The 26,673-nt window shown below is 49.0% G+C and carries 23 protein-coding genes; 18 read left to right on the plus strand and 5 right to left on the minus strand.

The genetic code is table 11. The features are described from left to right. Positions 1-61: 61 nt before the first annotated feature. Positions 62-769: a DUF599 domain-containing protein gene (locus tag ICL80_RS05395; RefSeq protein ID WP_194215075.1), complete on the minus strand. Its 708-nt coding sequence runs from the start codon at positions 767-769 to the stop codon at positions 62-64. A gap of 258 nt (positions 770-1,027) precedes the next feature. Between ICL80_RS05395 and ICL80_RS05400 the strand changes: the two genes are divergently transcribed. From ICL80_RS05400 to ICL80_RS05435, 8 genes are all read left to right on the plus strand, one after another. Continuing rightward, the gene (locus ICL80_RS05400) at positions 1,028-1,390 is read left to right on the plus strand and encodes a YbaN family protein (protein WP_194215076.1); all 363 of its coding nucleotides are present in this window, start codon (positions 1,028-1,030) and stop codon (positions 1,388-1,390) included. Between the two features lie 106 nt (positions 1,391-1,496). Next, complete coding sequence (locus ICL80_RS05405) at positions 1,497-2,396, plus strand: DMT family transporter (RefSeq protein ID WP_194215077.1); 900 nt, start codon at positions 1,497-1,499, stop codon at positions 2,394-2,396. Between the two features lie 173 nt (positions 2,397-2,569). Further along, positions 2,570-3,814: an MFS transporter gene (locus ICL80_RS05410; RefSeq protein ID WP_194215078.1), complete on the plus strand. Its 1,245-nt coding sequence runs from the start codon at positions 2,570-2,572 to the stop codon at positions 3,812-3,814. A 144-nt stretch (positions 3,815-3,958) separates the two neighbouring features. Beyond that, positions 3,959-4,294, plus strand: coding sequence for a hypothetical protein (locus ICL80_RS05415; RefSeq protein WP_194215079.1), 336 nt, complete (start codon positions 3,959-3,961; stop codon positions 4,292-4,294). Beyond that, positions 4,291-5,835 carry a methyl-accepting chemotaxis protein gene (locus tag ICL80_RS05420; RefSeq protein WP_194215080.1) on the plus strand — a complete coding sequence of 515 codons (1,545 nt, stop codon included), beginning with the start codon at positions 4,291-4,293 and terminating at the stop codon, positions 5,833-5,835. Before ICL80_RS05415 ends, ICL80_RS05420 begins: the two co-directional genes overlap by 4 nt. Before the next feature lie 366 nt (positions 5,836-6,201). Continuing rightward, positions 6,202-6,417: a hypothetical protein gene (locus ICL80_RS05425; protein ID WP_194215081.1), complete on the plus strand. Its 216-nt coding sequence runs from the start codon at positions 6,202-6,204 to the stop codon at positions 6,415-6,417. A 116-nt stretch (positions 6,418-6,533) separates the two neighbouring features. After that, complete coding sequence (locus tag ICL80_RS05430; protein WP_194215082.1) at positions 6,534-6,971, plus strand: NADAR family protein; 438 nt, start codon at positions 6,534-6,536, stop codon at positions 6,969-6,971. Positions 6,972-7,013: 42 nt separating this feature from the next. Next, positions 7,014-7,502, plus strand: coding sequence for a hypothetical protein (locus ICL80_RS05435; protein WP_194215083.1), 489 nt, complete (start codon positions 7,014-7,016; stop codon positions 7,500-7,502). Here ICL80_RS05435 and ICL80_RS05440 read toward each other — a convergent pair. Beyond that, positions 7,468-8,358 carry a hypothetical protein gene (locus ICL80_RS05440; RefSeq protein WP_194215084.1) on the minus strand — a complete coding sequence of 297 codons (891 nt, stop codon included), beginning with the start codon at positions 8,356-8,358 and terminating at the stop codon, positions 7,468-7,470. The genes ICL80_RS05435 and ICL80_RS05440 overlap by 35 nt on opposite strands. Before the next feature lie 86 nt (positions 8,359-8,444). Beyond that, positions 8,445-9,707 carry a multidrug effflux MFS transporter gene (locus ICL80_RS05445; protein WP_194215085.1) on the minus strand — a complete coding sequence of 421 codons (1,263 nt, stop codon included), beginning with the start codon at positions 9,705-9,707 and terminating at the stop codon, positions 8,445-8,447. A 260-nt stretch (positions 9,708-9,967) separates the two neighbouring features. Between ICL80_RS05445 and ICL80_RS18125 the strand changes: the two genes are divergently transcribed. Both ICL80_RS18125 and ICL80_RS05455 read left to right on the plus strand, forming a co-directional pair. Beyond that, positions 9,968-10,333, plus strand: coding sequence for an alpha/beta hydrolase family protein (locus tag ICL80_RS18125; protein ID WP_228073825.1), 366 nt, complete (start codon positions 9,968-9,970; stop codon positions 10,331-10,333). A gap of 85 nt (positions 10,334-10,418) precedes the next feature. Beyond that, on the plus strand, positions 10,419-10,808 hold the full coding sequence (locus tag ICL80_RS05455; RefSeq protein ID WP_194215086.1) for a RidA family protein: 390 nt from the start codon (positions 10,419-10,421) through the stop codon (positions 10,806-10,808). 65 nt (positions 10,809-10,873) lie between these two features. On the opposite strand, the gene ICL80_RS05460 is transcribed toward ICL80_RS05455, so the two are convergent. Then, complete coding sequence (locus tag ICL80_RS05460) at positions 10,874-11,839, minus strand: ketopantoate reductase family protein (protein ID WP_194215087.1); 966 nt, start codon at positions 11,837-11,839, stop codon at positions 10,874-10,876. 908 nt (positions 11,840-12,747) lie between these two features. On the opposite strand from ICL80_RS05460, the gene ICL80_RS05465 reads away from it, so the two are divergent. Then, positions 12,748-13,416 (plus strand): helix-turn-helix domain-containing protein, encoded by a 669-nt coding sequence (locus ICL80_RS05465; protein WP_194215088.1) that lies wholly within the window; start codon positions 12,748-12,750, stop codon positions 13,414-13,416. Between the two features lie 604 nt (positions 13,417-14,020). Beyond that, positions 14,021-16,777, plus strand: coding sequence for a TonB-dependent receptor (locus tag ICL80_RS05470; RefSeq protein ID WP_194215089.1), 2,757 nt, complete (start codon positions 14,021-14,023; stop codon positions 16,775-16,777). Positions 16,778-16,980: 203 nt separating this feature from the next. On the opposite strand, the gene ICL80_RS05475 is transcribed toward ICL80_RS05470, so the two are convergent. After that, a complete protein-coding gene (locus tag ICL80_RS05475; RefSeq protein WP_228073826.1) occupies positions 16,981-17,682 on the minus strand; it encodes a GntR family transcriptional regulator in 702 nt (233 codons plus the stop codon). Positions 17,683-17,907: 225 nt separating this feature from the next. On the opposite strand from ICL80_RS05475, the gene ICL80_RS05480 reads away from it, so the two are divergent. The 6 genes from ICL80_RS05480 (at position 17,908) to ICL80_RS05505 (ending at position 26,643) form a co-directional block, all read left to right on the plus strand. Next, positions 17,908-20,142 carry a TonB-dependent receptor gene (locus ICL80_RS05480; protein WP_194215090.1) on the plus strand — a complete coding sequence of 745 codons (2,235 nt, stop codon included), beginning with the start codon at positions 17,908-17,910 and terminating at the stop codon, positions 20,140-20,142. 107 nt (positions 20,143-20,249) lie between these two features. Beyond that, positions 20,250-21,803: an amidohydrolase family protein gene (locus ICL80_RS05485; protein WP_194215091.1), complete on the plus strand. Its 1,554-nt coding sequence runs from the start codon at positions 20,250-20,252 to the stop codon at positions 21,801-21,803. A 49-nt stretch (positions 21,804-21,852) separates the two neighbouring features. Beyond that, a complete protein-coding gene (locus tag ICL80_RS05490; RefSeq protein WP_194215092.1) occupies positions 21,853-22,938 on the plus strand; it encodes a YkvI family membrane protein in 1,086 nt (361 codons plus the stop codon). Beyond that, a complete protein-coding gene (locus tag ICL80_RS05495) occupies positions 22,938-24,578 on the plus strand; it encodes an N-acyl-D-amino-acid deacylase family protein (RefSeq protein ID WP_194215093.1) in 1,641 nt (546 codons plus the stop codon). The genes ICL80_RS05490 and ICL80_RS05495 overlap by 1 nt, the downstream gene beginning before the upstream one ends. Before the next feature lie 21 nt (positions 24,579-24,599). Next, positions 24,600-25,625 (plus strand): DUF1611 domain-containing protein, encoded by a 1,026-nt coding sequence (locus ICL80_RS05500; protein WP_194215094.1) that lies wholly within the window; start codon positions 24,600-24,602, stop codon positions 25,623-25,625. A 40-nt stretch (positions 25,626-25,665) separates the two neighbouring features. Further along, on the plus strand, positions 25,666-26,643 hold the full coding sequence (locus ICL80_RS05505) for a dipeptide epimerase (protein ID WP_194215095.1): 978 nt from the start codon (positions 25,666-25,668) through the stop codon (positions 26,641-26,643). Positions 26,644-26,673 lie beyond the last annotated feature (30 nt).

The following is a 26,673-nucleotide window of genomic DNA, read 5'->3' on the forward strand; positions in this document are numbered from 1 at the left end:
TACTGCTAAAAATGGCAAGTTTACGGCGCTGTTACCGTGCTGTTTAAAGACTGTGAGGTAATCAATCAAGCCCGCGCAGCATACGCACGCTGTTTGAGGCAAATTCCCGCCGGATAAGTACCAGCAAAACCACAATGGTAGCGGCGACAAAAAACACGGGCCCAACAAACCACGCTAGCCCGGCAAGTGCAAAAAAATAGGCCCGAATCCCCCGGTTATAGCTGTGCCCAGATGTGGAACTAAGGCTGGTTGCCACTGTAATGCGGTTTTGTTTTGCTGCGGCATTTTGGTTTGGTGCTGTGTCTGGCATGCCGCCAATAATAATGGCGCAGTAGTTTGCGGTTCTAAACGCCCAGGCAAACTTGAAAAAAGCATAGACAAATATGCCCAAAAGAAAGCAGAACCTGAGCGTTAGCCCGTCTGTGGTAACCGGGTTAATAAGCGGCAGGTGGGAAAAGGTAACCGCCAGCTTTTCGGCATAGCCAAGGGCTGCAATAAGACCGCCCATAACCAGCACAGTAGACGATGCAAAAAAGCTAATGCCGGTAATAAGGGTGCGCAGTACATTGGTGTCTACAATTTTTACCTCGCGGGAACTGGCTTCCGTAAGCCACCGGAGGCGCTGCCGGTCCATCGCGTATGAGATTGATTTTTTATGCAGGGAACTGTGATCTGCCACATAGGTATAGCCTATCCACACAAGCAAAAAAAATGACACCACAAGCACATCAGCCATACTCACGCCAAAAATAACAAGTTTTTCAATCATGGAGTATCCCGGAACAGTGACAGGTGCATTCTATTGTATTTATCATGCTACAGGAATGTTTTGATTAAAAGGCTATAGTTGCAGTGTTTGTTAATTTGCATGTGACCAAAAAAGAGAATGCGACACATTCGCACACATGTGTTATTAACGATTACCAAATAGGTTGGGTACCCAAATGGTTTGCTTACCCAAATGGTTTGCTTACCCAAATGGTTTGCTTACATAGTGTAGCTGGTAACGGCGTTTCAGGAGATCAGAATGCGGCTTTTATGGCTGTGTGCGGGGTGGCTTGCGTTAGGGCTTGGAATTATCGGCATTTATCTGCCGCTTTTGCCAACCACGCCCTTTTTGCTGCTGGCCAGTTTCTGTTTCTCGAAAGGGTCTGAACGTATCCATGCTTGGCTTATGGGGCACGCATGGTTTGGCCCGCCGATTCAGGAATGGAACCAGCACGGGGCGATTGCACCGCGGGTTAAGTGGCTTGCAACAGGCATGATTATATTTTCTGTCGTGCTAAGCTTTTTATACGGCGTTCCTTTATATGCCTTTATAATACAGCTTGTTATTCTGGTGTGTGTTTCCTTTTTTATCCTGACCCGGCCAAACCCACCTACAGGCTAGATTTAGTGACTGAAAGTAGCTGTTTTAAGCTGTTTTGATAAATAGCGATTGCGCTGCCCTTTGGGCTGGCTTATGTCATTTATACGCTTTGTGTTCGGAGGATAAAATGGCGGCCAGCCAGATACAGCGCGGCATGTTTTACATGGCCATTTATACAGTTCTGCAGTCGCTTGTCTGGGGTATTGTGCGCTATGTTGGCGACGATCTTTCAACCGCTACCCTGTTTTTCTTCCGAAATCTTATTGGCTTTTGCACCATAATACCCTTGTTTATGAAGCAGGGGCCTGCGCTTTTTAAAACCGATAAACTTCGCTTCCACTTGCTACGGGCAGCTTTTGCTTTTATTGGCGGTTTTTCGGTGTTTTTTGCAGTGGCACACGCGCCGCTTGCCTCGGTTGTTGCCATGACCTATGCCGCCCCGGTTTTTGCAGGCGTTTTTGCTATGGTGGTCTTTAAGGAAGGTGTAACCCTGCGCCGTATTGTAGCGCTTGGCATTGGTTTTATTGGTGTTCTGATTGTTTTAAAACCCAGTTTTGAGATGGAAGTGGCGGGCATGATTGCCGCTATTATTGCGACTATCACCACGGCGGGGGCTTTTCTTGTGGTGAAAAAACTATCGGGAACAGAACGCTCTGAAACCGTTGTGGCATATCCGTTTGTGCTTATTCTGCCCTTTAGTGCGCTTTATGCAGTAACAGACTGGACAAGCCCCACAGGTATAGAGTGGTTGCTGGTTCTGTTTATTGGCCTTGGCACCGCTATTTCGCAGTTTTATATGGTGAAAGCCTTTGCAGCGGCTGACGCCAGCGCGGTTTTACCAATAGATTTTTTACGCCTTGTGGTGGCGGCCATTTTGGGCATTGCACTTTTCGGGGATGTGTTTGACGTGCAGGTGGTGTTAGGTGCTGCTGTTATTCTGTCCGTTACGGTCTATACGGCCCGGCGCGAAAAGCGTGCAGAGCGCCTTAAAGCAGAATTGCTGGCGGCAAAAACTGCGGCAGAATAGGCTTGCTGCAAGGTAGATATGGTATTTCTTTTCTTAGAAAAGTGTGCATTTTATCATGGTGAAAGCAGGCATCCTGTTTTATAGAAAAGCCATGGCATTATAATAGCCAACACCAAAAACAAGTATCGATACAGCAATCGATACCGATAAATTTAATATGACAGCAGCTGGTTATGGGGCCAAAAACCCTGTCAGATATACCGGTAAAGGAAGTTGATCTGGACAAGCGCATACAGTTGACCGTTGCGGCTGTGTATTTCATGGCATTTATGGGTATCGCCATGCCGTACCCTGTGATCACACCTTTATTCATGAGCGGCGCTATTGAAACACCGTTCACGCGCGAGGCTGCCCTTGGCATTGCGCTGGCTGTTTATCCTATTGGCCTGTTTTTTGGGGGCGGGACACTTGGGTCGTTCTCTGACAAATATGGTCGGCGGCCCGTGCTTTTATTTTCGCTGGTTTTAACCGCTTTTTGTATGTTGTGGTCTGCCTATGCGATCAGGGAAGAAGATTTTTGGCAATTTGTAATTAGCCGTGCGGTGACGGGCTATTTTGAAGCCAACAGCTCTATTGCCCGCGCCATGCTTACCGATATTACCAAAGGGGAAAGCAAAGCATCGTCTTTTGCTGTCCTTGGGGTGGCTGGTTATAGCGGCTATTTGATAGGCCCCATTATAAGTGGCTATCTGGCGGTTTGGTCAAACGCCTTGCCGTTTTATGTGGCGGGGGGGCTTGGGTTTATTACGCTGGCAATGGCCGCACTTTGGCTACCTGAAACCAACCAGCGGGTCAAAGACAAAGGGGCATATCAAAAACGCCCCGGTATTTTAAAAATGCTGAAAACCCACCGTATGTTCAGAATGGTGTTGTTGGCCCATTTCCTGATGACAGTTGGGATCAATACATTCTACCAGTTTTACCCGCTGTTTCTGGTGAACCGCTGGGGGGCGGACAGCGCAGAAATTGCAACCACCAACATGTTCTTTACCGGCTCCATGATCCTGTTTGCGCTGTTTGGTGTTAAATGGGTGGAGCGCATTATGACCCTTGGGCATAACCTGTTGTTTGGCGGCATTGGGGTGGTGTCGCTAATGCTGCTTATACTCCTGTCGCCCACTAATGAAGTGGGTCTGCTGATCTCTGTGGTGCTGGGTTTTGCGGTGGCGATTGTGAATGCTTCTATTCCAGCTTTTATGAGCCGCGAGACCATTGCAACGCTGGAGCAAGGCGCGGTGATGGGCAGTATAACGTCCAGTTTTTGCCTGTCACAGGCGGTTATCAGCATGGTTGGCAGCAACGTTGCTGTGTACGGTATTGAATATACCTTTATGCTAGGCAGTTTTGCCGCTTTCCTTGGTGTTTTGCAGATACAATATATTCGCAAGCGTCATTCAAGGCCAGCAAGCGCCGAATAATATTTTGGTCTTCTCTTAATACAGTTAAACGCCGTTAACCAAAAAAAAACCGGTTGCCTTCATTATGGGCCAAAAGGTTTTTTGGTGGCCTGCAGCATAACCCCTTTAAGGTGTTTGCCCAAATAGCCATAAAGGGAAGACGGAATGCAGCATACAGGTACAGCGCTTTTATACGGAGCAGGGATATTCGCCCTAATGCTTGCTGTGCTTTTATACCCGCATACACCAGATAAATTAATGGTTGTAGTTCGTGGTTACCCTGTGCCTGCCGATATATATGCGGTTCTGGCAGATACCGATGCCCAGCTGATCGAAAAAATATCAGACCGCCGGTATATAGTTCAATACAGCGCCGCCGGTGATATTCGTGCTTTATATAAAAATGGTGCCTTTTTGGTGCTTAATGCTTTGCCAAAAGCAGGTTGCAATAGTGCAGCCCCCAAACCTCCTGCTAGCCCTTTTGTGAGGATACAATCATGACATACCTTGAGGACATTCGTGCATTTTCTGCCCGTTGGTTAACCGTTGCCTTATGGGTGCATGTGCCGCTTGTCTGGCTGTTTTCAGCACTGCATGATCAGGAAGGCACTCTGGCTACCGTGTTTGTTACGGTTTTGGCGGCGGCTGTCCCTACGGTGCTGTATTATCTGCGCGGGGCTGATGAGCTTCAGCGGCTCCTTGTCAGTGTGTCTTTTGTTGTCATGCCAGCGCTTCTGGTGCTCACGTTTAGGGGGCACCCGTGGCAAATTGACGTGCATATGTATTTCTTCGCGGTGCTGGCTGTACTGTGCCTGTTCTGCGATGCACGGGCCATTTTAGTGGCGGCTGGTGTTATTGCTGTTCACCATTTGCTTTTTAACATTTTTGTACCAAGCTGGGTTTTCCCTGACGGTGTTAGTTATATGCGGGTTGTGCTGCATGCTATTATTGTTGTGTTTGAAACGGCGGCCTTGTTTTGGCTGGCGCTCAAACTACAAGATGGATTTGCCGCCGCCGCCGCCGCCGAGGCAAAAGCCTCGGCAGAGGCAGAAAAAGCGGTTGCTGAGGCGGCAGAAGCAGCAGAGGCAAAGGAACGCGCAGAAAGAGCTCTTGCTGAAACAGAACTGGCTCGGGCGCACATCGACAACCTTGAAACTGAAAAACGCTTGGCAGACGAGGACCACAGTATCAAAGCAGCACAGGAGCGCGAGCAGATTGTACTGGAGTTTGAAGGGGGCTTAAGCACTGTTTTAAGAGATATCGAACATGTTGCGGAGGAACTGGAGCAGCAAGCAGAATCACTTAGTAAAATTTCAACAGAAAGTGATACAGCGGTTCGGGTGGCGATCGGCTCGACAAATAATGTTTCAGACAATGTGAACTCAGTTGCGGCCAGTGCAGAAGAAATGGCAGCGTCTATTAATGAAATTTCCCGGCAGGTGAAATTAAGTGCGGCTGTAGCTGATGAAGCACGTACTTATACAAAGGATAGCGAGGCGCGGATTAAGGAACTTGCTGACCGGGCTGATAAAATTAATGAAGTGCTGAAAATGATCGGTGATATTGCCGAGCAAACAAACCTGCTGGCTTTGAATGCAACGATTGAGGCGGCCCGTGCGGGCGAGGCAGGCAAGGGCTTTGCTGTGGTAGCTAGTGAAGTGAAATCACTTGCGAACCAGTCAGCAAAAGCGACAGAGGAAATCGGCAAACTGTTGGCGGGTATCCGCGAGGCTACAACGGGCGCTGTTGCGGTTAATAATAAAATCGTCACTGTTGTGGGCCAGATCAGTGAAAATTCAGCAACGATCGCAAGCGCGATCAGCGAGCAGTCAGCCGCTACAGACGAGATTGCCCGTGCGGCGCAAATGGCATCAGCCGGGACAACAGAGGCAACAAGATCGGTTGATAATATGAACGCTGTTTCAAACAGTATTTCAAGTGCTGCTGAAAATACGGCAGGTGCTGTTAGTGCTTTATCTGATAAGACATTGGCCCTATCTGAGCGGGCAGCGGCCTTTATTGCCAGCCTGCGCAAGCAGTAGGGGGAGATAAGAAAGGGTGTTGACAGGCTAGACCGAACGGGCGTATAGGGGAAATATTGTTGAAGCCATGCCTATGCTTGGTTTTGAATAGAAACAAACGGAATTTACTAATGACTACTCTTTGGACATTCGCAGCGACAGTTGTCAAGTGCACGCAGATTATGCGTACAGCACTAGTCATTACGCGCGTCCAGGGAGGCAGTATCGGTGTCTCAACCTCATAAAATATAGGTTGAAAACTGAAATCAGATAGCCCTCCCGGACCAAAGTCTCGGAGGGTTTTTTTATGTCTTTATCAACCCCTAACGCAACGAGAACTGAAACAGGCGGCCAAAGGAAACCGCAAAAATAGAAGCGAGAAACGTGATGATCACGCAGATACAGAAAACCCAAAGTCTTTCCCCCCAGCATGTACCAGCTGCCCCTGGTACTGCGCGCTCTCTCTGGCGGGCTGATGGTCTGGATATTATGTTCAGTGCCCTTGCAGCCCGCCAGATGGCTGCGATGAAGGCAACTGCCCTTCAGGAAGCACTACAGGCTGCTGTGGTTGTCCCAGAAATAACAATGACCCCGGGTCAGTAGCGAGGATGACAGGTAGGCAGTAACAAGCACACAACTATTGCCTGCCTGTCAGCTAAACTTCAGGTGGCAGAATTTGTCAAAACTGTAATGAAACCATGATACAAGAGTAATGAAACATGGCTATATTCTTTAATACACGTGGTGAGCACCACAGCGAGTTTAAAAATTCATCTGCCCACGGCATCAAGCTTGACGGCGTTTATTGGCGGTCTGTGGCGCATTATGTTGAGGCGCAGCGCTTTTCCTGCCCGGAAGTGCAGGAAAAGGTACGCAAATCACCGTATGCGTTTGCCGCAAGATCAATCGCACGGGCTGTACCAGATGCCCTGAGGGATGACTGGTTTGATGTCAGGGACAGGGTAATGGAAAAGGCAGTGCGAGCAAAGTTTGAGGCACACGCTGAGCTGCGCGCGGCACTCTGTGCCACTGGCAAGGCAGAAATTATAGATGGGTCTGTTCTGGGCACTTACTGGGGTGCCGGTGCAGGCGGAACAGGCCAAAACAAACTTGGTAAAATCATGATGAAAATTCGGGATGAACTATCAGACGAATGACATCTAGTGGAAACAATAGCTGATTTAGACTAGGATATAACCATGAGCGCGATTCTGAAAATGCCGACACCGGCTTCAGCAAGGGCACAGTTCGAAGCTTTTCGGGCCGAGCTGCCGCTGCCTGTCGCGAAAGCACGCCAGGGTGTGGGCGGGTACGTCACCCTTGATTTTGGTAACAAGCGCGGCAAAGACACAATCACAGGTGATGTTCAGTATGACTGGCACCTCTGGGTATATATGTGTGATTGGGACCTCTATGAGGACAATACACGCTTGTTATGGCGCCGTGAAAGCAACCATTCGCTTGCGGGGTCCATTCTAGAGCAGCTTGCAGGGGAACAGCTAACGGCCATTGATATGGATTCGCGGGATGATTGCTTTGTGCTCCGGTTCACGGGTGGGTATAGCTTGAATATTGACCCTGATTTTTATGATTTTGATGCCAGTGACGATATGTTCATGCTGTTCCGGTACGGCGAACGGCACTGTTTGTCTTTCAGTCCAGGACGTCGATTTTATCCTGCTGCATAGAGGCTGGCAGCGGGATAGTCATTGTGCGCTCATCGCCGGGTCTATACAGGTCATATTCAATATCATAACGGCTGAAAAGGGCGGCGAGGCTGCCATCTTGCTGTATCATTTCCAGTTGCATGTTAAAGCGTTTGATCAGTTCTTCGTTCACAGGCGTTCTATGGCATACAAGGCTTAGGTTATATTCACCAATAACAAGCTTGTTATCGTAAAGCGGCTCTTTGACCCCAAACGATCGGAACACAAATTCTGATACCGGCATGGAGGATATCATAATATCTACCCTGCCGCTGAGCAGCATGGTGGCACGTTGCCGCTCTGACATAATAACCATGGTCGATGCACTAACGTCCTGATATGGGACAGGCAAAACATAGTGCGGCGAAATGACTATTTTTTTACTTATAAAGTCAGTAGGGCTGTGCGGGGCTTTTATGCCGGGTTTTGTATAGGCACGCACGATCATTTTAATGAAAGGCGCACTGGCAATCGCTTTTTCATCTTTTATTTTTTTAAAATGGCTTACAGCCGGAAACCGGCAGCTTCCTTCTGTGTTTATAAACATAAAATTGCTGCGGCGGTGCGGTACGATTGTAAGGGTGGGCCGGTCAAAACCTGATAAAGCCAGCTGCCAGATATCATTATAAAACCCTGTGCCATCCTGCTTTAAGGCTTCGCTTACCTCTGGGGCAAACACTTGCACAATACGGGTGTCTTTGTAACCAGATGTTGCGGCTACTTCGCCTGATGTCTCTACTGCATAGGTTGGTGCCAGATGAAAGGCACAACTGAAGGTCAGGCATAGTAGGACCAGCCGGAAAGGGAAGGTCAGATCTATTTTACACTGCTTGATCATAGGCCTGATTCTATACAGGAAAATATTTAATATTATATGTATCACAACCCGATTATATGTCGTCTGATTGTGATGTCTCCTATATTTTATTTTTCCTGATTGGCGACCCCGCGCCGGTGGCTTGTATCCCACAGTAAGACAAGAGCAACAGTGCAAATACCGCCTGTTGCCATGATAAGAGACAAAGCCTGATAGCTATCGGTAAAAACTGTGCTGGAAGCAAGGGCCGCACCTGCTGCCGCGCCGATCGTGGGTAAGGCTGCAAGCAGGCTGCTTGCTGTGCCTGCGGCGTCGCCCGCAGGTTCCAGCGCAAGCGAGTTGGAGATAGGCATAATAAGGCCAAAGCTGATCATGTATAAAAAGACAAACACCCAGTAAACAGCCAGCGGCACACTGGTGTTTGCCATTAGTAAAAAGGCAAACCCTGCAATGCCAATAGAAACAGCACCCACTTTCATGGGGGTGCGCAGGCTATAGCGTTTTAGCAGTTGGCGGCTAATGGCAGGGCCAATCACAATCGCAACAGAGGCGGTGGCAAACAGGGGGCCAAATTCGGTTGCGCTAATGCCGTAGCGTGTGCTGGCCATTAAGGCACCAATAGAAAGCATGGCACCGTAACCCCCCATAATGGCCGTTACAACAAGCATACCCATGAGAAAATCCCGCGCGGTTATAAGCTGTATGATTAAGGACAGCGTAAGGGGTCTGCGCGGCGCGCTGGTTTCTGAATGTAGCTTTGTGGCAGGCATAATATAACGCCGTACCAAAAATATAAGGGTTAAGCTAAAGAGAACAAGAAAGACAAAAATACCCTGCCATTCGGTAAAGGCCAGAATGGTGCTACCAATGATGGGCGCAAGTAAGGGCGCTATGCCAAAAATCATCATGATTGTTGTCAGAAGGTTGGCTGTTGCTTTGCCGCCGCCCTGATCGCGGGCAATAGCCCGGGCGATAACGGGGCCGGAGCCACCAAATATGCCCTGAATACCGCGTGCTATACTCAGCGTTTCAAGGTTAGGCGACAAGATGCAGGCAATTGTCGCGAGAATAAAACCGACAAGCCCAAACATCAGGGGCGGAATACGGCCAAACCTGTCAGCAAGTGGGCCCCAAAGCAATTGACCGGGGCCATACCCCAGCATGTAAGTGCTGACAATGATGCCACCCGCTGCTGCCCGTTCACCGAGGCTTTCGGCAATAAGCGGCTGGGCTGGCAGTGCTATATCAATAGCGGTTGCTGTTAGTGCCGTTAGTGCAGCAAGCGATATGATAAAGGACGGCCGTTTTACATAGGGCCGATTATCAGAATTAGGGTTTATGGTTGTTGTGTCGTGTTGGGTAGTGGGCATAAAAAGCTCATCTTATTTTACAAGTATCCTTTCTACCCATAATTGATGCCCTTGAAAAGCCGCAAGATTATCGTGGCAGCCATGCATTTCCTGCGACACCCTCATTTTTTTGAGCGTGGGGTAACTATGCTTCATAAAATATGCCTAAATACCCTTAAAAGGTGTAAATGTGTGGTATTTTAGAGTATTAACTACTTATAGCTGAACCTTTTGAGCGCCGCAACAGTGTAGGTTTTGAGGCCTTTGAAAACCTTAGTGTTATGGCGTCGACCGCGCGGCATATTGATGCTGCTGATCGCCACCGTATTGCAGCACGTGTTGATATGCGGGAAAGTTTTGCCCAAACCGACGAAGTGGTTGTCTCTGGTATTGTAGACCGGATTGGCACGAGCGATGCACCGCCGTTTTTTATTTTGCATGCAGAAGATGATGACGTGGTACCGGTCGAAAATGCCCTGCTGTTAAGGGCGGCGCTGAAAGCGCAAAATATTCGTGTTGAAACCCATTTGTTTACAAACGGCGGCCACGGTTTTGGCCTGCGTAAAGCCGTTGGCAAGCCCGTGGGCGAGTGGCTAGACCTGTTTTTAAACTGGGCACAAACGACAGGCTTTGCAAACCTTTATTAAGGCCGGTTTCAAAAACTATTGCCAAAATTACCGCGCCTGCTACACCCGCTGCAACGCATAGTATATTTTATGGTGGAGTAGCTTGATGACAAAAAAAATTATAGGTGCCCCGATTATGTTGCCGGGCGGTGGCACAGCACCTTATTCAAAAGCGGCTGAGGCTGGCGGCCTTGTTTTCCTGACCGGCCAATTGGGCCTTGGACCAGACGGCAAACTTGCAGAAGGCGGCATTGAAGCACAGACAGAAGCAGCCATTGCCAACATTAAGGCCATTCTTGCCGAGGCAGGCTGCACGCTGGATGATGTGGTAAAAACCACGGTATGGCTAACAGACGCCGCGAACTTTGCCGGGTATAATAAAGTATATGCCCAGCATTTTAGCGCCAGCCCGCCGCCGCGCTCTACCGTGGTGGCGGATTTTGTACTGCCGGGCGCGCTTGTGGAAATTGAAGTGATCGCTGCTGCCCGCGCTTAATCAGGGGGGCTAAAGTTTTTGAAAAGCCGTCCTTATGGGCGGCTTTTTTGCGGCTTTTACGGGCGCTAACTTTTATAGCTGCTGCCGTGCCGGGCAGCAAGCAGCCGGATAAGGCCTAATAAAATATCCAGATTGGGTGTTGCGATACCTTGTGCGATCGCAATTTCCTTTGGTGCCGTCAGCAGTGCTTCTATTTCCAGTTGTTTACCTGCTTCCAGATCTTGCAGCATGGATGTTTTAAAATCGCCTAACGTGCGGGTGATCTGGTTACGCTCAGCAGGTGTTTGATCTATCGGGCACCCAATGGAGGCGCCAATTTCTTGTGCTTCGCGCATTATTTCATGCATGAAATGTCGGGTATAGTCATCGTCCAGAACCGCAAGGGATGTAGACCGGGTTAGGGCTGAAATGGGGTTCAGCGTCATGTTGCCCCAAAGCTTGTACCAGATATCATGACGGATATTAGTGCTGATCACTGTTTTGACAGCCGCTGCTTCAAAGATTTTCTGTATATTTTCCGCAGTTTTACTGTTGCAGCCTGAGGGGTCGCCGAGAATAATTTTGTCTGCGAACTTGAGGTGCGCTGTAGCTGGCGCGGGCGACGAACAGGAGGCGTGAATAACACAGCCGATGATTTGCTGATAAGGAATGAGGCGCGACAGGTAGCCTTCCGGGTCAAGGCTTTTAAGGCCTTTACCATCATCCATAAACCACCAGGGAACACCGTTTATCATGGGAATAACCATAGAGCTGGGGGTGATAAGCTCTGATACGGCAGAGGCAATATCAGTCAGATGGTGGCTTTTTACGGCGATGATAACAAGGTCGTGCTTGCCAAGGTCTTTTGGATTGTCTGAGGCGTGCACTTTATAGGAGGTGTCGGTTTCCTGTGTGATCAGCCTGAGGCCACTGGTTTTTATAGTGTCCAGACTTTGGCCGCGCGCCAGCATGGATATAGTGTTGCCAGAGGCGGCAAGAGCACAGCCAATCCAGTTTCCTATGGCGCCAGCACCTATAATGGCAATTTTCATCGGTCCCCCCCCTTTTTTTTCTCGGTAGAATTTATGACTTGATAGCGCTGCGACCGAGCAGATGAAAGCCTTAATTATAGGGCGGCTTAAGCCTCGTCCACCGTGAAAGCCTATATCGTTTGCATCAGCACTGGGTGAAATGCGCGATCTTGGAACAGTTGGTTAGATTTATCTGTTTATTGAAATTCTGCCAGACCCACAATTTTCAAGCCGGTATTTTTTGCGGCAAAAGAAGCCTGATAAAAACTATAACTAATTGAAAACAATGTGTTTTAAAAATTTAACATGATGTTTTCCGCTTTTTTCCTTGTATTAGAATTAGAATTCTGGTTCTAATATAGACAGTGAGTTGAAACGCCGAGTTTTGCTGTTGAAGCAGGGTGTTTTGAATAAGGTTTAAGTGAAGTTGAGCCGCACTTTGGCGGCGGCGGATGGGTGGCTTTTGGTTGCGCCGCTTTTGGGTGTTGTGTTTGCGACTGCGGTGCTTTGCTGTGTGCTTTTTAAAAAGGTGTGAGGCTTTTTAAAAAAGCCATGCCTTTGTGTTTTATGGCTGCCTGGCAAGGGGCGGTTAGGCGTGTTTGTGTGCCTGTTTTTATGGTTGGTGGCACTGGTTGCCGCCAGCGGCTGGGTTTGTTTTGAGTGTGTTTCGAGTTTTGGTGGTGTTCTGAGTGCCAACGCTGTTTTGAGTATCGCTGTTTTGAGTGTTGATAATAGGTAGCTGATAGTTTGGTATAGGCATGGTGTTTTGTGGTTTTCTGCGGGACACTTTCTATGATCGTGGGAGCGTGGCCGGGCTATCAGTTACCGCCTAACTGAGTGTATGCTGCATGTGCGGTATGATGGTGATTTTGTAACTGCTGGCAAAAGGGGTTTTGCAGGCAGCTATCTATACGGCTAGGGAGTATGGAATGGGATTTGAAGCGGGATCAATGAATGCTGAAGGCGAAGCTGTCTGGATTTACGGAAAGTGGGTTCAGGCACCGGCGCAAGATAGGTCAGAACGTACATTTTTTAGGTTTTTAGATGCGGCGGAACAGTTGCTCGCTGGCCGTCACTGGCATGAAGTTTCTGTGCAGGAAATTGTACGGCGTGCTAAGGCATCTGTTGGCAGTTTTTATAACAGGTTTAGCGATAAAACAGCCTTGTTACACTGCCTTGATGACAGGCTGGGGCTTGAGTGCGAAGTAACCATTCATCATTTGATGACAGAACTTGAGGCGTGCCCCGCGTTGATCGTTGAAATGCCGGGCATTGTTATAAGCTTGCTTATTCGCCTGTGTACTGAGCGACGCGGCGTTATCAGGGCGCTTGATCTAGCGCAGAAAATGTCTGCGGCGGATAGCTTTTCTGGTCTTGGCCCCCGGTTTGACACTGCGCTTGAAACGCTTTCTGCCTTTATGCGTGAGCATGACGAACAGTTTGCTGCATACAGTAGCTCAGCTATTGCGCTGGCTTTCCGTGAAGTGTTTTGGCTTGCACGGGAAAATCTGCTGTACGAAAACCCGGATATGAACGAGCGGGCGCTGCACAAAAGCTTGTTGCACCATTTTGAAGCAAGCCTGAAAGACAAATCATAGCCACATTTGGGTGGCTTATTATGCTGCGATTAAACGACCTACCGATAAAACGGGTCGGTTTATCGCAAGTGGGGCGACACGCCTGAATGTTATTGGTAGCAGGTACCTAGGGCCTCAGCCCCGAGGACAACAAGCCCGATCATGACAGCATCTATACCTCTCTAGGCCCCTCTGGTGCAGCAGCATCGCAGGGGCCAAATACTTTCTAGTCTCGCTGTATTTTTATTCCTTATATATATAGCACCTGTATATAATGCTGGTTAGCAGGGGAAAAAACTATTCTGGTTCACCCCGCTAGGCGCTGTGTGGCTGTACGATTTTCAGGTATATTTTCTGCCATCAAGAAAAGTATCATAGCTTTTTATGCGGGGCGCTCTAAACCCCGGCTATCAAACCAGCCTTAGGCGGTTAAATGGCTTGGGAGATAAAATTTATCTGCCTATTATTCATTATTTGGCTGCTAATTATGATAATATAGCTGCTTAAAACATTTACAAGGCTGAATTATTGTACTAATGATGCAAATGCAACAATAACAATATCCTACACGACGAGTTAGAGGTCAGGGTTAAGTGTTCGTTCATTTTCGCTTTGGGAGGAAATAATGTCAGTGAGCATTATAAAGAAATATTCATTACTGAGTGCTGTCTCGATGGCTGCACTTACGGGGGCTGCCGCAGTGCAGGCCCAAGATACCAGCGACGATATGATGGTATTTGAAGAAATTGTTGTTAGCACAACACGGTTGAAAGCTTCAGGTTTCGAATCGCCAACACCTGTTACAATGGTTGGCAGCGAAGACATGGCCGCGCGCGGCACGACCAATTTGGCAGACATTATTAATGAGTTGCCAAGTTTTACAGGTACCACTACGCCGACATCAACCATTCTAAACTCACGCGGAAACGCGACCAATGCACTTGACCTTCGTGGTCTTGGTGGCAACCGTAACCTTATTCTGGTAAATGGCCGCCGTCATGTGCCAACAGATGAGTTTGGTGTTGTAGATACTAACGTTATTCCGACACTTGCTGTGCAGCGCATTGAAGTTGTAACCGGCGGCGGCTCTGCTGCTTGGGGTTCTGATGCGATCTCTGGTGTGGTTAACGTTATTTATGACAAAACTCTCGAAGGCTTGAAGGTTGAGGCGCAGTACGGCATCTCTGACGAAGGCGATAACGAAAACTACCGTGTTTCTATGGCGTTTGGTAGTGATGTTGCTGATGGTCGTGGCCATATTTTGATCGCTGCAGACTATAATGACAGCAAAGGCGTACCGCTTGCAACAGCGCGTGACTGGGCACAAAGGCACCCTGGCATCATCACAAATTCACTGGATACAGGCCCAAATGATGGCATTCCATCCAGAATTATTGCTGATGATGTTAGCCTGTTTATCGCCTCACCAAACGGCGTGACACTTCCTGGTGGTCCGCTTGGTAACCTTGAGTTTTTGCCAGACGGTTCTGTTGTTGATCGCGAACTGGGCAATATTGGTGGTAACCTGATGGCAGGCGGTAGTGGTTCTTACCTTGCTGACAGCGCGGCGCTTGCTATTCCGCTTGAGCGCAAAAACGTTCTTGCAGCGCTAGATTATAAAATCACTGAAGATATTAATTTCTATTTCGAAGGTACTGCAAGCCAGTCTAATTCAGAAGGCGCGCTTGTAGATTCGTTCTCTTTTGGTATTCCAATTAGTTCTGGTAACCCGTTCCTGCCTGATTCAGTGCAAACAATAATGGATGATACAGGTACAGACTCGCTTACTCTCTTTAGAACGAACGGCGAATTTGGACCGATTACATCTGTAAGCCAAACCAATAACTACCGCTTTGTTACTGGCCTGAACGGCGAGCTTGAAAGTGGTTGGGCTTGGGATGTTTATTACCAGTATGGCAGAACAAACTTCTCTAACCGCCAGATCAATAACCTGATCCCGGGCAATATGGCATTGGCGTCTGACGCTGTTGTTGACCCTGCAACAGGCGACACTGTTTGCGCGGCAGCCCTGAGCGGTCTTGACCCGAACTGTGTGCCGATCAACCTGTTTGGTAGTGGTTCACCAAGTGCGGAAGCAATTGAATATGTAACCGGTACCAGTATTTCTGATACAGCGCTTAAGCAGCAAGTTGTAGCGGCAAGCATCAGCGGCGACCTGTTCGAAGGTTGGGCTGGCCCGGTTTCAACAGCGTTTGGTGTTGAGTACCGCAAAGAATCGCTTAACCGTGAAGTGGATGATCTCTCTGAGCAGGCTCAGTTCCTGATCACAAACGCACAGCCTTTGTCTGGTAGCTTTAATGTGAAAGAAGTGTTCGGCGAAGTGCTGATCCCGCTTCTTGATGAAGCTGCAACAGGCCAATCACTGAACTTTAACGGTGCAGTTCGCTACACTGACTACAGCACCAGTGGTTCGGTGGTTACATGGAAAGCTGGCCTGACATACGACCCGCTTGATGAACTGCGTTTCCGCGGCACGATCTCTCGTGATATTCGCGCACCCGCAATCGGTGAAGTGTTCCTGAAAACATTGTTGTTGTTCGGTAACGTTAACAACCCGTTCACAGGCAATACTGATTTTGTACAAGAACTGAACACAGGTAATACTGACCTGCAGGAAGAGCGCTCGCTCACAAAAACTGTAGGCATGGTATATTCACCAAGCTGGCTTGATAACTTCCAGGCATCTGTTGACTGGTATGACATTGATATCAGCGATGCGATTGCACAGGTTTCCAGCCAGAGTATTGTGGACGAGTGTTTTGAGGGCAACGATCTGTTCTGTGATCTGGTAACACTTGCACCTGATAATACAGTGGTTGATATTACCAACAAGCTTCTGAACCTTGGTACATACCGCGTAAAAGGGCTTGATTTTGAAGCACAGTACAGGGCTGGTCTTGATAACGGCGCTTCGCTCGGCTTTAAAGTTCTTGGTAGCTATGTGTATTCTAAAAAGATCGCGGCTGACGGTACCAACGAAGTGAACTATGCTGGCGAAGTTGGCCAAGGTTCTGTCTTTGGTCTGCCAAAGCTTAAGATGCGCGGTAGCGTTTCTTACGATACGGATACATTTGGTCTCTTTACACAGGTTCGTTATGTTGGTTCAGGCAAATATAACGTACAGTGGGGCCCAGAACAGCTTGCTGATGACCAGAACAATATCGGCGCTGAGATCTATGTCGACCTGTCTGGCCGTTACAAGCTGAATGAAGGCATGGAACTGTATGCTGGCATTAACAACCTGTTTGATAATGACCCGCCAGTTATTCCACTAGACTTTATCGGCCCAACTGCAACCAATGCTATCCACTATGATGTGATTGGTCGCTCCTTCTACTTTGGTGTGAGGGCTAAATTCTAGTCAGATAATGGCTAAGGGGGCTATGTTTTGCCCCCTGACTACCATGTATAACGGAAGGGCAGTGCGGGTGACCGGCTGCCCTTTTTGTTGCTTTGAATTGTGGTGCGGTGTGGTGTGGGTGTTGCATCAAAGGCCACGCAAAAGAAAACCCCCTCAGGGAGGGGGCTTTTCTGTTCTGTAGTCGCTATGGTCGCGAGGGTATCTTAAACCTTTAGGTCCTGCGTGTAGAATTGCTCGTGCGAGAAAACCGTGTTGAGTATGCGTTCCTCGGTTTGAGACAGAATATCATACATCACCTTACGGACGCGGGCGGGTTCTTCATTTTTCATCACGCTGAAACTCATCTCAACCTGTTCCTTGGAATAGAAAAAGGTTTTATTGACCTTCACATACAGCCAGTAAATGCGCATGGCGGTATCTTCAAGCTGCTGCGCCCAGTCCTGCATGAGCGGGTAGCCTGCATTCTCGCATAACAGCATATTAAGCTGCTTGTTGGTCTTTAAAACCTGCAAGGCAGAGGCATCATCCTTAATGGGCATCATACTGCTAATTTGCTTATTAAGGGTGTTGAGCGCCTCGTAATCAACGTTCTGGGCACCAAGCGCAAAAATTTCCGGCAACAATATTTTGCGCAGTGTGAAATTCTGCTTGATCTCAAGAAGGGTAAGCGGTGCCACAAGTGTTACGCGCGGCGACATGGAAACCAAAAAGTGCTTGGCTGTCAGGCGCTCGATAAGGTTGCGGGATATGGACCGGCTGATGCCAAACATATCACTAAACACATTCTCGGAAACTTTTTGGCTTGGCGCCAGTTTCTGCGTGACTATGGCATCCATAATCTGCTCGTACGCATCGTGCACATCAGGGTTATGAATCTCTGAATTTACAATCTCATCCTTAGGCACGGCAACACTTTCTGACTGATTTTATTTTCGTATTCTTAACCTGTTGAAGTGATTTAATCAAGCCCTTAAGGCAGCCTTAATTGATAATAATTCAGTTTAAACAGCTAAAAACATTTACAAGGCAGAATTATTGTAATAATAAGGCAGCTATAATAAAAAAAATTGCGACGTGAGAGATAGTTACGAAACATGCGTTCGACAAAAAACCACTTTGGGAGGAAAATAATGTCACTGAACATTATAGCTAAATATTCACTGCTAGGGGCTGTATCACTGACAGCACTTACCGGCGCTGCTACAGCGCAGGGCCAGAGCAGCGATAAAAGCGAAATGCTATTCGAAGAAATTATCGTAACAGCTGGCCGCCGGGAACAATCGCTTCAAGACGTTCCAGCCTCTGTTGTCGCTATCAATCCAGATGACTTTAAAGTTAAAGGCATCAAACAGATTGGTGAAATTCTGGATTATACACCCGGTGTTGTTTTTCAGACTGGTGGTGCACCAGGTCTTGGTAACATATCTGCACGCGGTGTACCGCAGTCATCTGCCACACCGGTGTTTGGGATTTATCTTGATGATATTCCACTTTCATCAAACACAAACTTCGCGGGCGGCGGCAACATAATATTTGATGGCCTTCTGATGGACATCGAGCGCGTTGAGGTTATTAAAGGCCCACAAGGTACACTGTACGGTGCTACATCTGTAGGCGGTATGATGCGCTATATTTCTCGCGACCCTGCCTTGCAGGAGTTCCGTGGTTCTGTGGGTGCTGATATTGCCACCACTAAAGGCGGCGAAATGAGCAAGATTTTCAACGGCCGTGTAAGTGTGCCTGTTGTTGAAGACAAACTCGGCGTTACCTTCTCTGGTTTTTACCAAGATACTGGCGGTTATGTTGATCAGGTTGACGGCACTGGCGCGCTTGTTCAGGAAGACTATAACGGCAGTGAAGTAACGGGTTATATGGCTGATGCGCTGTTCACGCCAACTGATGAACTTCGTATCCGTCTTAAGTATTTGAAGCAGGAAATGGATTTTTCTGCTGATGCTACGACTACGCTCGTACCACAGGGTGATGAAGCCCTGTTTGGTGGGTATAGCAACATTAACCCTCCTGGACCGAAATTCCTTGATTTCCGCATTATGTCAGGTTCGATCGAGTATGATCTTGGTTGGGGTACGGTGACGTCAACAACAAGCCATAGCAAATATTCTTATGGCGGCTATTCAGACTTTACGGCTGATTATGCCATTTATGCCGATCTGTTTGATGGTCGTGCACCGGGTACAACAACGCAGGTTGATTTTGACCAGACGTTGGGCTCTAAAAAGTTTGTACAGGAAGTACGCTTAACATCAGAGCGTATGGGTGCTTTTGAATGGATCGCCGGCCTGTATTATGCATCAGAAGATACAATCAATAACCAGTCGCTGCAAGCAACCCCCGCGTTTGACCTGCTGACAATTGCTTTCCCGTCTGATTATACGGAAAAAGCAGCCTTTGGTGATGTGACTTACTATGTGAATGATAATTTTGACATCACAGCCGGTGCGCGTATCAGTAAAAACAAGATTATTCTGTCTTACATTGCATCAGGTGTGTTCCTGCCACCGGGAGATCTGGTTAACACACCTGTAAAAGATACAGTTGATACATATCTTCTTGCTGCACGGTACCGTGTGCATGACGACATGTCTTTCTATGCCCGTGTTGCAAGTGGCTACCGTCCAGCACAAAGTAACATTCCAGTTCTGGATACAAACGGTGTGAACGTGGCACCTGCTTTTGTAGCGTCTGACCATGCGTGGAGCTACGAACTGGGTGTGAAGGGTAACTTCGCTGACAATATGTTCGCATATGACGTTGCTCTCTGGAAAATTGACTGGGCTAATTTCCAAGCGTCTGTATTCCTGAACGGTATCAGTACTGGTGGTAACGCAGAAGACGGCCTTTCAGCCTATGGTCTTGACGGCTCGTTCATTGTGCGTCCAGTAGATGCGCTTACTCTAACAGCATCTATTGCATATTCGCACAGTACGCTGAAATCTGATGAGCCAACAATTGGCGGTGTTGAGGGTGAGTTCCTGCCAAATCTGCCCAAATGGACTGCGTCATTGCAGTGGGATTACAGGGTTGATGTGGTTGATAGCTGGACAGCTAACTTTGGTGGTGGCTTCCGCTATGCAGGCAAATCCATATCTGCTTATAGTCAGGCACCAGGTTCTGCGGCAACGCAGCTTGATAGCCGTCTGATTACAGACCTTAACGTCACGCTTTCCAGTGAAAACCTGTCCTTTACAGTTTACGCACGTAACCTGTTTGACGAGTACAAACTGACAAATCGCCAAGACCCAATTCTGGGTGCGGATCCTGTAACGGGTGACCCAATTGTTTCTTCTTCTGGCGTTTATGAGCGCCCACGCACAATCGGCGTGAACATGAAGATCGATTTCTAAGTAATGACTATCTGGCCCCTCGGTACGCCGGGGGGCCTTGTTCTGAGTTTTCAATAATATCTTATAAGCGGGACTTTGCCTTTAAGGGCAAACTAGGGGGATATAACATGAAGATTTTTTTCCAGTATATTAGTGTTGTGGCCTTTGTTGTTGGCGGTGCTTTGGCACCCGTATCGGCGGCGGAGACAAAGTATGACATAGCGATCATTGGTGGCCGGGTGATTGACCCCGAGACAGGCCTTGATGCTATTCAGAATGTCGGCATTAAAGGCGGCGAGATTGTTACTGTAACAACAGATACACTTTCAGCGGGTAAAGTGATTGATGCCAAGGGCCTTGTTGTGGCTCCCGGCTTTATTGACCTGCATGCCCACGGTCAAACAATTCCAGCAGCCCGCATGCAGGCGCTTGACGGTGTAACAACAGGGCTTGAGCTTGAAGCAGGCGCGATGCCGATCAGTGGTTTTTACGATGATATTGCGAAGGAAGGCCGCCCGATTAACTACGGCGCGTCTGTAAACTGGGCTTCTGCGCGCATTGCCGCGCTTTTGGATGTTGAGCCAGATAACAGCATTGAATGGTTCTTTAGCAATTTCAGCAACACGGAATGGCAAACAAAGATTGCAACGCCAGCCCAACTTGAAAAAATTGATGCGCTTGTTCAGGAAGGTATCGATGAAGGCGGTTTGGGTGTTGGTTTCCTGCTTGGCTATGCTCCCGGCACGGGCCGCAAGGAATACTATCAAGTATCTGAAATTGCCGCTAAAGCAGGGGTGCCAACATTTACCCATGCACGCTTCCTTTCCGTGCTAGAGCCTGAAAGCTCGTTTGAAGGTATGGGCGAAATTATTCAGGCGGCGGCGGGTACGGGTGTGCATGCACATATTGTACACATGAATTCTATTAGCCTGCGCGATATTGGCATGATCGGCGAAATGGTTGCTGAAGCACAGGAGCAAGGCCTGAAGGTTACGACAGAGGCTTACCCATACGGTGCTGGTTCAACCGCGATTGGTGCGGCGATGTTCCGCGGCCCGAACTGGCGCGAGCGCATAGGCGGCATGACAGCCCATAACTTTGATGTCGGCGGCCACCGCACTACAGAAGAAGAATTTGAATATCTGCAACGCGAAAAGCCAGGCACTGATTCTGTGATCCATTTCCTTGATACAGAGAAGCCGGAAGATCAGGCCTTTCTTGACCAGTCTATCCTGTTTCCGGGCGGCGTGATTGCCTCTGACGGTGGTACATGGCTGATCGACGGTAAAATGATTTCGTCTGATACATGGCCGGTGCCAAAGGAAGCATGGAGCCACCCACGCAGCGCCGGTACCTATTCACGGTTCCTGCGTCAATATGTACGTGAAATGAAAGCCGTTTCCCTTGTGGAGGCAATGCGCCGCGTTAGTTACGGCCCTGCCCATATTCTGGAAGATGCTGTACCGCAAATGAAGAAAAAAGGCCGCATACAGGTGGGTGCTGACGCAGACATCGTGATCTTTGACCTTGCAACTGTATCAGACAAAGCAACGTACGAAACACCAGCCCAGCCTTCCGTTGGCTTTAAGTATGTGATTGTGGGCGGCGTGCCAGTGGTTTCTGGCGGCGTGCTAGATACGAATGTTTTGCCGGGCAAGCCCGTTCGAAACCAGCCTAAATAGTACCCTTTAAGACTGGTTCTGAAACACCGCTTACACATGGATATATACGATGAGTTTTTTTAGTAAATATATACTGCCCGGCTTTATCTTTCAGTCAGTTGTTATTGGCGGTGGCTATGCAACGGGCCGGGAGCTGGTCGAGTTTTTCTTTTCGGCTGGGCCGGTGGGCGGTGTTCTTGGTCTTCTTATGGCGGGCCTTGTGTTCGGCGTTGTTCTGGCGGCGGGGTTTGAGTTTGCCCGGGTGACCGGTGCTTATGATTACCGGCACTTTTGCCGCGAGCTTTTGGGCCGTGGCTGGGTACTGTTCGAAGTTGCTTACTTTATCCTGATGCTGCTTATCCTGTCGGTGATCGGGTCGGCGGCAGGGGCGCTTCTAAGCGATATGTTCGGGGTAACACCACTTGTTGGCACCCTGTTCCTGATGGGCTTTATCGGGGTACTAACCTTTACCGGCTCATCTATCATTGCACAGGTTTTGTCGTGGTGGTCGGTGCTGCTCTATGCGGTTTATATTACCATGTTTGTGCTCGCTTATAAAAACTTTGGTGCTGATATTGCCCATACGTTTGAAACAGCCCCCAACACTAATGGCTGGATAAGCGGCGGTGTGCTCTATGCAGGCTATAACCTTGCGACACTGCCTGCGGTTCTGTTTGCTATTAAGGCGCTTAATACCCGCCGTGAAACAGTGGGTGCGGGGCTTATTGCCGGTGCCATTGCTGTTGTCCCTGCTATTTTGTTTTTCACAGCCATGATGGGCCGTTTCCCTGAGATTGGGTCAGAGCCAGTGCCCAGCACCTACCTGATGGCGCAAATCCATTCTGGCTGGCTTGCTGTGGTGTTTCAGGTTGTGATTTTTGGTACCTTTGTTGAAACCGGTACCGCACTTTTGCACTCGGTTAATGAACGCCTTGAAGGCAGCTTTGAAGACAAGGGTAAAACCCTGCCGCGCATGGCGCGCCCGCTTGTGGCTATTGGCTTTTTGGCGATTGCGATATTTGCGGCAGAAACCTTTGGCATTGTGAACCTGATAGCCCAAGGATACGGCCTCTTAACCCTTGTGTTCATTGCTATCCTTGTGGTGCCAATACTCACTATCGGTGTTTATAAATCTGTTAAAAAAGGGGCAGTGTAATGATTAAAGGAACAGTTCGCACACTTGCCGTTTCACTTTTAGCTATCTGGTTACCGTCTGCTGCCGTTCAAGCAGAAGATGCAGCGTACGATGTGGTTATTCGGGGCGGCCATGTGCTTGACGGCGCCGGCAACCCTTGGGTTCCTGCGGATATCGCTATCAAGGACGGCAAGCTTGCAAAAATTGGTCGGGTAACAGGCACAGGCACCCGCGAAATTGATGCTCACGGCAAATATGTTTCCCCCGGCTGGATCGACATGATGGACCAGTCTGGCGGCATATTCCAGACCGTTGGTCTTGCGCCCAATAAAATTGCTATGGGTGTTACAACGGTAATTGCCGGTGAAGGTGGTACGCCAGTTGATGCAGCAGACATCGACGCTTATTTCACGGCGATGCAGGCAAATGGTATTTCGGTTAATTTTGGCACCTATTACAGCGCCACACAGGCACGTGTGGCGGTGATCGGCGATAGCGCGGTTGACCCAACACCAGCCCAGTTAGAAGAAATGAAAGGCCTTGTTGCAACCGCCATGGAAGCGGGTGCCATGGGCATTACAACGGCGCTTATTTACCCGCCTTCGTCCTTTCATAAAACCGAAAATTTGGTCGAGCTTGCAAAAGTTGTGGCAAAATATGACGGCATGTATGCAAGCCATATCCGCGATGAAAGCTCAAAGTTTCTGGACGCGGTTAAGGAAGCCATTCGCATCGGCGAGGAAAGCGGTTCTGGCGTAGAAATTTTCCATATGAAAGCCGCATACTACCCTAACTGGGGTAAAGATATGAAAGCAGCAGTTGCCTTGATTGATGCAGCGCGTGCGCGCGGCGTGAATGTGGCAGCTGACCTATACCCATATGTGGCGGGCGGTACCGGCCTTGAAGTATCTGCGCCAAGCTGGGTTTTTGCTGACGGCGAAGAAAAAGCACTTGAACGCCTGCAAGACCCAAAAGTACGCGAACAGATGAAAAAAGAACTGGCCGCTGGCCCCCAGCCTGGCTGGACCAATATGATTTATGTTTCTGGCGGTTGGGGCCATGTGGTACTCGCAAATTCATACCTTGATGAATACCGCCAGTTCCACGGCCAAAACTTTGAAGAAATTTCCAAAGCGCTTGGCAAAGACCCGGCAGACATTGCGTGGGATATTGTTGTGAAAGCCTATCCTGAGCGTGCCATGGGCCTTTACTTCATGATGAGCGAAGAAGATGTGGAGACAGCAATGAAGGCACCGTGGACCAGCATTGGTACGGATGCCGCATCTTCTACAGCGCTCGGCGAACTTGATGCACTTGGTCTGCCGCACCCACGCAGTTACGGCACATTTCCAAAAGTGATTGCGGAATATGTACGCGACAGAAAAGTGATAACGCTGCCAGATGCGATCAGGAAGATCACATCATGGCCAGCAGAGCGTATGGGCCTTTCTGACCGCGGTGTTCTGCGGGAAGGATTGGCAGCAGACGTTGTGGTTTTTGATCTTGATACAATGAAGGCGAATGCATCGTGGGCAGACCCCACAGCAACGCCAGAAGGCATAGAATATGTCCTTGTGAACGGTGAGCTTGTGCTTGACGGCGGCCATCACACGGGCGCTGCGCCGGGTAAAGTCCTGCGCGGTAAAGGGTTTAAACAATAGTAATTTAGTAGGTAAACGTCTATGAAAACGATCGAAATAACGCCCCCTTACCTGATATTTTTGGGTACAGAGACTAAAAAGCATCTGGCAAAAACAGGCGCTGGTTTGGTAGAATGGCGGCCAGAGCTTTGCAAAGGCCAGCTTAGTCTTATTGATAACGGCGTTAGCCTTGGCTTGCCGGACATGACCTTGCAGCAGGCCGTAGACGCTGGCATCAAGACTGTGCTGATTGGTACAGCGACCGTGGGCGGCAGCATCCCGGACAGTTGGCTAGATGCGCTTGAAGAAGCAGCTTTGCTGGGCCTTGATATTGTTGCGGGTGTTCACACCAAGCTTGGGGATATTCCACGACTGAAAGCCGCTGCTGAAAAGTCTGGTTCCAAGCTTATTGATGTGCGGGTACCGCCGGCCAAGATCCCTGTTGGCAATGGTAAAAAACGCACCGGCAAACGTGTGCTTATGGTGGGTACAGACTGTGCTGTTGGCAAGAAATACAGCGCCCTTGCCATGGAACGCGACATGAAAGCCATGGGCATGAATGCCGACTTCCGCGCAAGTGGCCAAACCGGTATTATGATTGCGGGTGAAGGTATCCCGATTGATTCTGTAGTTTCTGACTTTGTGTCCGGCGCGGCTGAGCTGTTGTCGCCTGATAATACACCTGACCACTGGGACGTGATCGAAGGTCAGGGCGGTATTTTCCACCCCGGTTTTGGTGCTGTAACATTTGGTCTGCTGGTTGGTTCACAGCCTGATGCCTTTGTTGTTTGTCTTGAGGCAGGCCGCACGCATGTTGCGGGCTGGGAAGATGATTACGAGCTGCCATCCATTGAAGATGTGATTGATCGTACGATTGCCATTGGCTCGCTTACAAACCCGGCTATTCGCTGCGTTGGTATCAGTGTGAACACAGCCAATATACCCGAGGCAGAGCGCAAAGCCTACCTTGAAGAGATTGAAAAGCGTGTTGGCTTGCCAACGGTTGACCCTCTAAAGGGCGGCACGCAGCGGATTATTGAACGCCTGAAGGCAGAGTTTCCAGCGTAACGTGTGTCGGTGATTTAGATTCTGAAAAGAGTAATGTGTTATGAAGATTAAAATAGAGAAAAAAGCCTTCCCGCTGTCGCAGCCTTTTGCGATCACAGGCTATACTTTCACAGCGTCTGACACGGTGCATGTAACCCTTGAAGAAGATGGTTACACAGGGCGCGGTGAAGGTGCTGGTGTTTATTACTGCGGTGAAAGCGGCGATACAATGGCAGCGCAGCTTGCGGAAATTGCAGGCGAGGTTAAATCTGGCCTTACCCGTGCCGACGTAAAAGCCTTGCTGCCAACGGGCGGCGCACGTAATGCACTTGACAGCGCCCTGTGGGACCTGGAGGCAAAGCGCGCTGGCAAAACCATTTGGGAACTGCTGAAAGTTACCCCAAAGAAGCTGATATCAGTTGCAACACTGGGGATTGATACACCGGCCAAAATGGCGGCAGCTGCCCAGAAATATGCGCAGTATCCGAACCTTAAAATCAAGCTAAGTGGCGATGACCCAATCACCAAGCTTGAGGCTATTCGTGCCGCCCGCCCTGACGCAGCCCTTATTGTGGATGTGAACCAAGGCTGGACCTTTGACGAACTGAAAGAATATACGCCAGCGGCTCAAAAGCTGGGTATTGCCATGATCGAGCAGCCCCTGAAACGCGGCGGTGATGCTGAACTGGAAGGCTTTAAATCTGCAGTACCGCTGGGTGCAGACGAATCCTGCCTGAATGTTGCAGAATATGAAGTGGCGGCAAAACGCTATGATGTGGTCAATATCAAGCTTGATAAATGCGGCGGCCTAACAGAGGGCCTTGAGATTGTACAGCTTGCACAGCGCGATGGCAAAGGCCTGATGATCGGTAACATGACCGGGTCATCGCTTTCTATGGCCCCAGCTTATGTCATTGGTCAGTACTGTCAGTTTGTTGACATTGATGGCCCGCTGTTTTTGGCGCAGGACATTGAAAACAATCTTACTTACGGCGACGGCGGTATCGTCACTATCCCGACACCTGCTTTGTGGGGATAGTATAAACCGTCAACCTAAGCCGCACGTACT

Source organism: Kordiimonas pumila, from assembly GCF_015240255.1.
GTDB classification, from domain to species: Bacteria; Pseudomonadota; Alphaproteobacteria; order Sphingomonadales; family Kordiimonadaceae; genus Kordiimonas; species Kordiimonas pumila.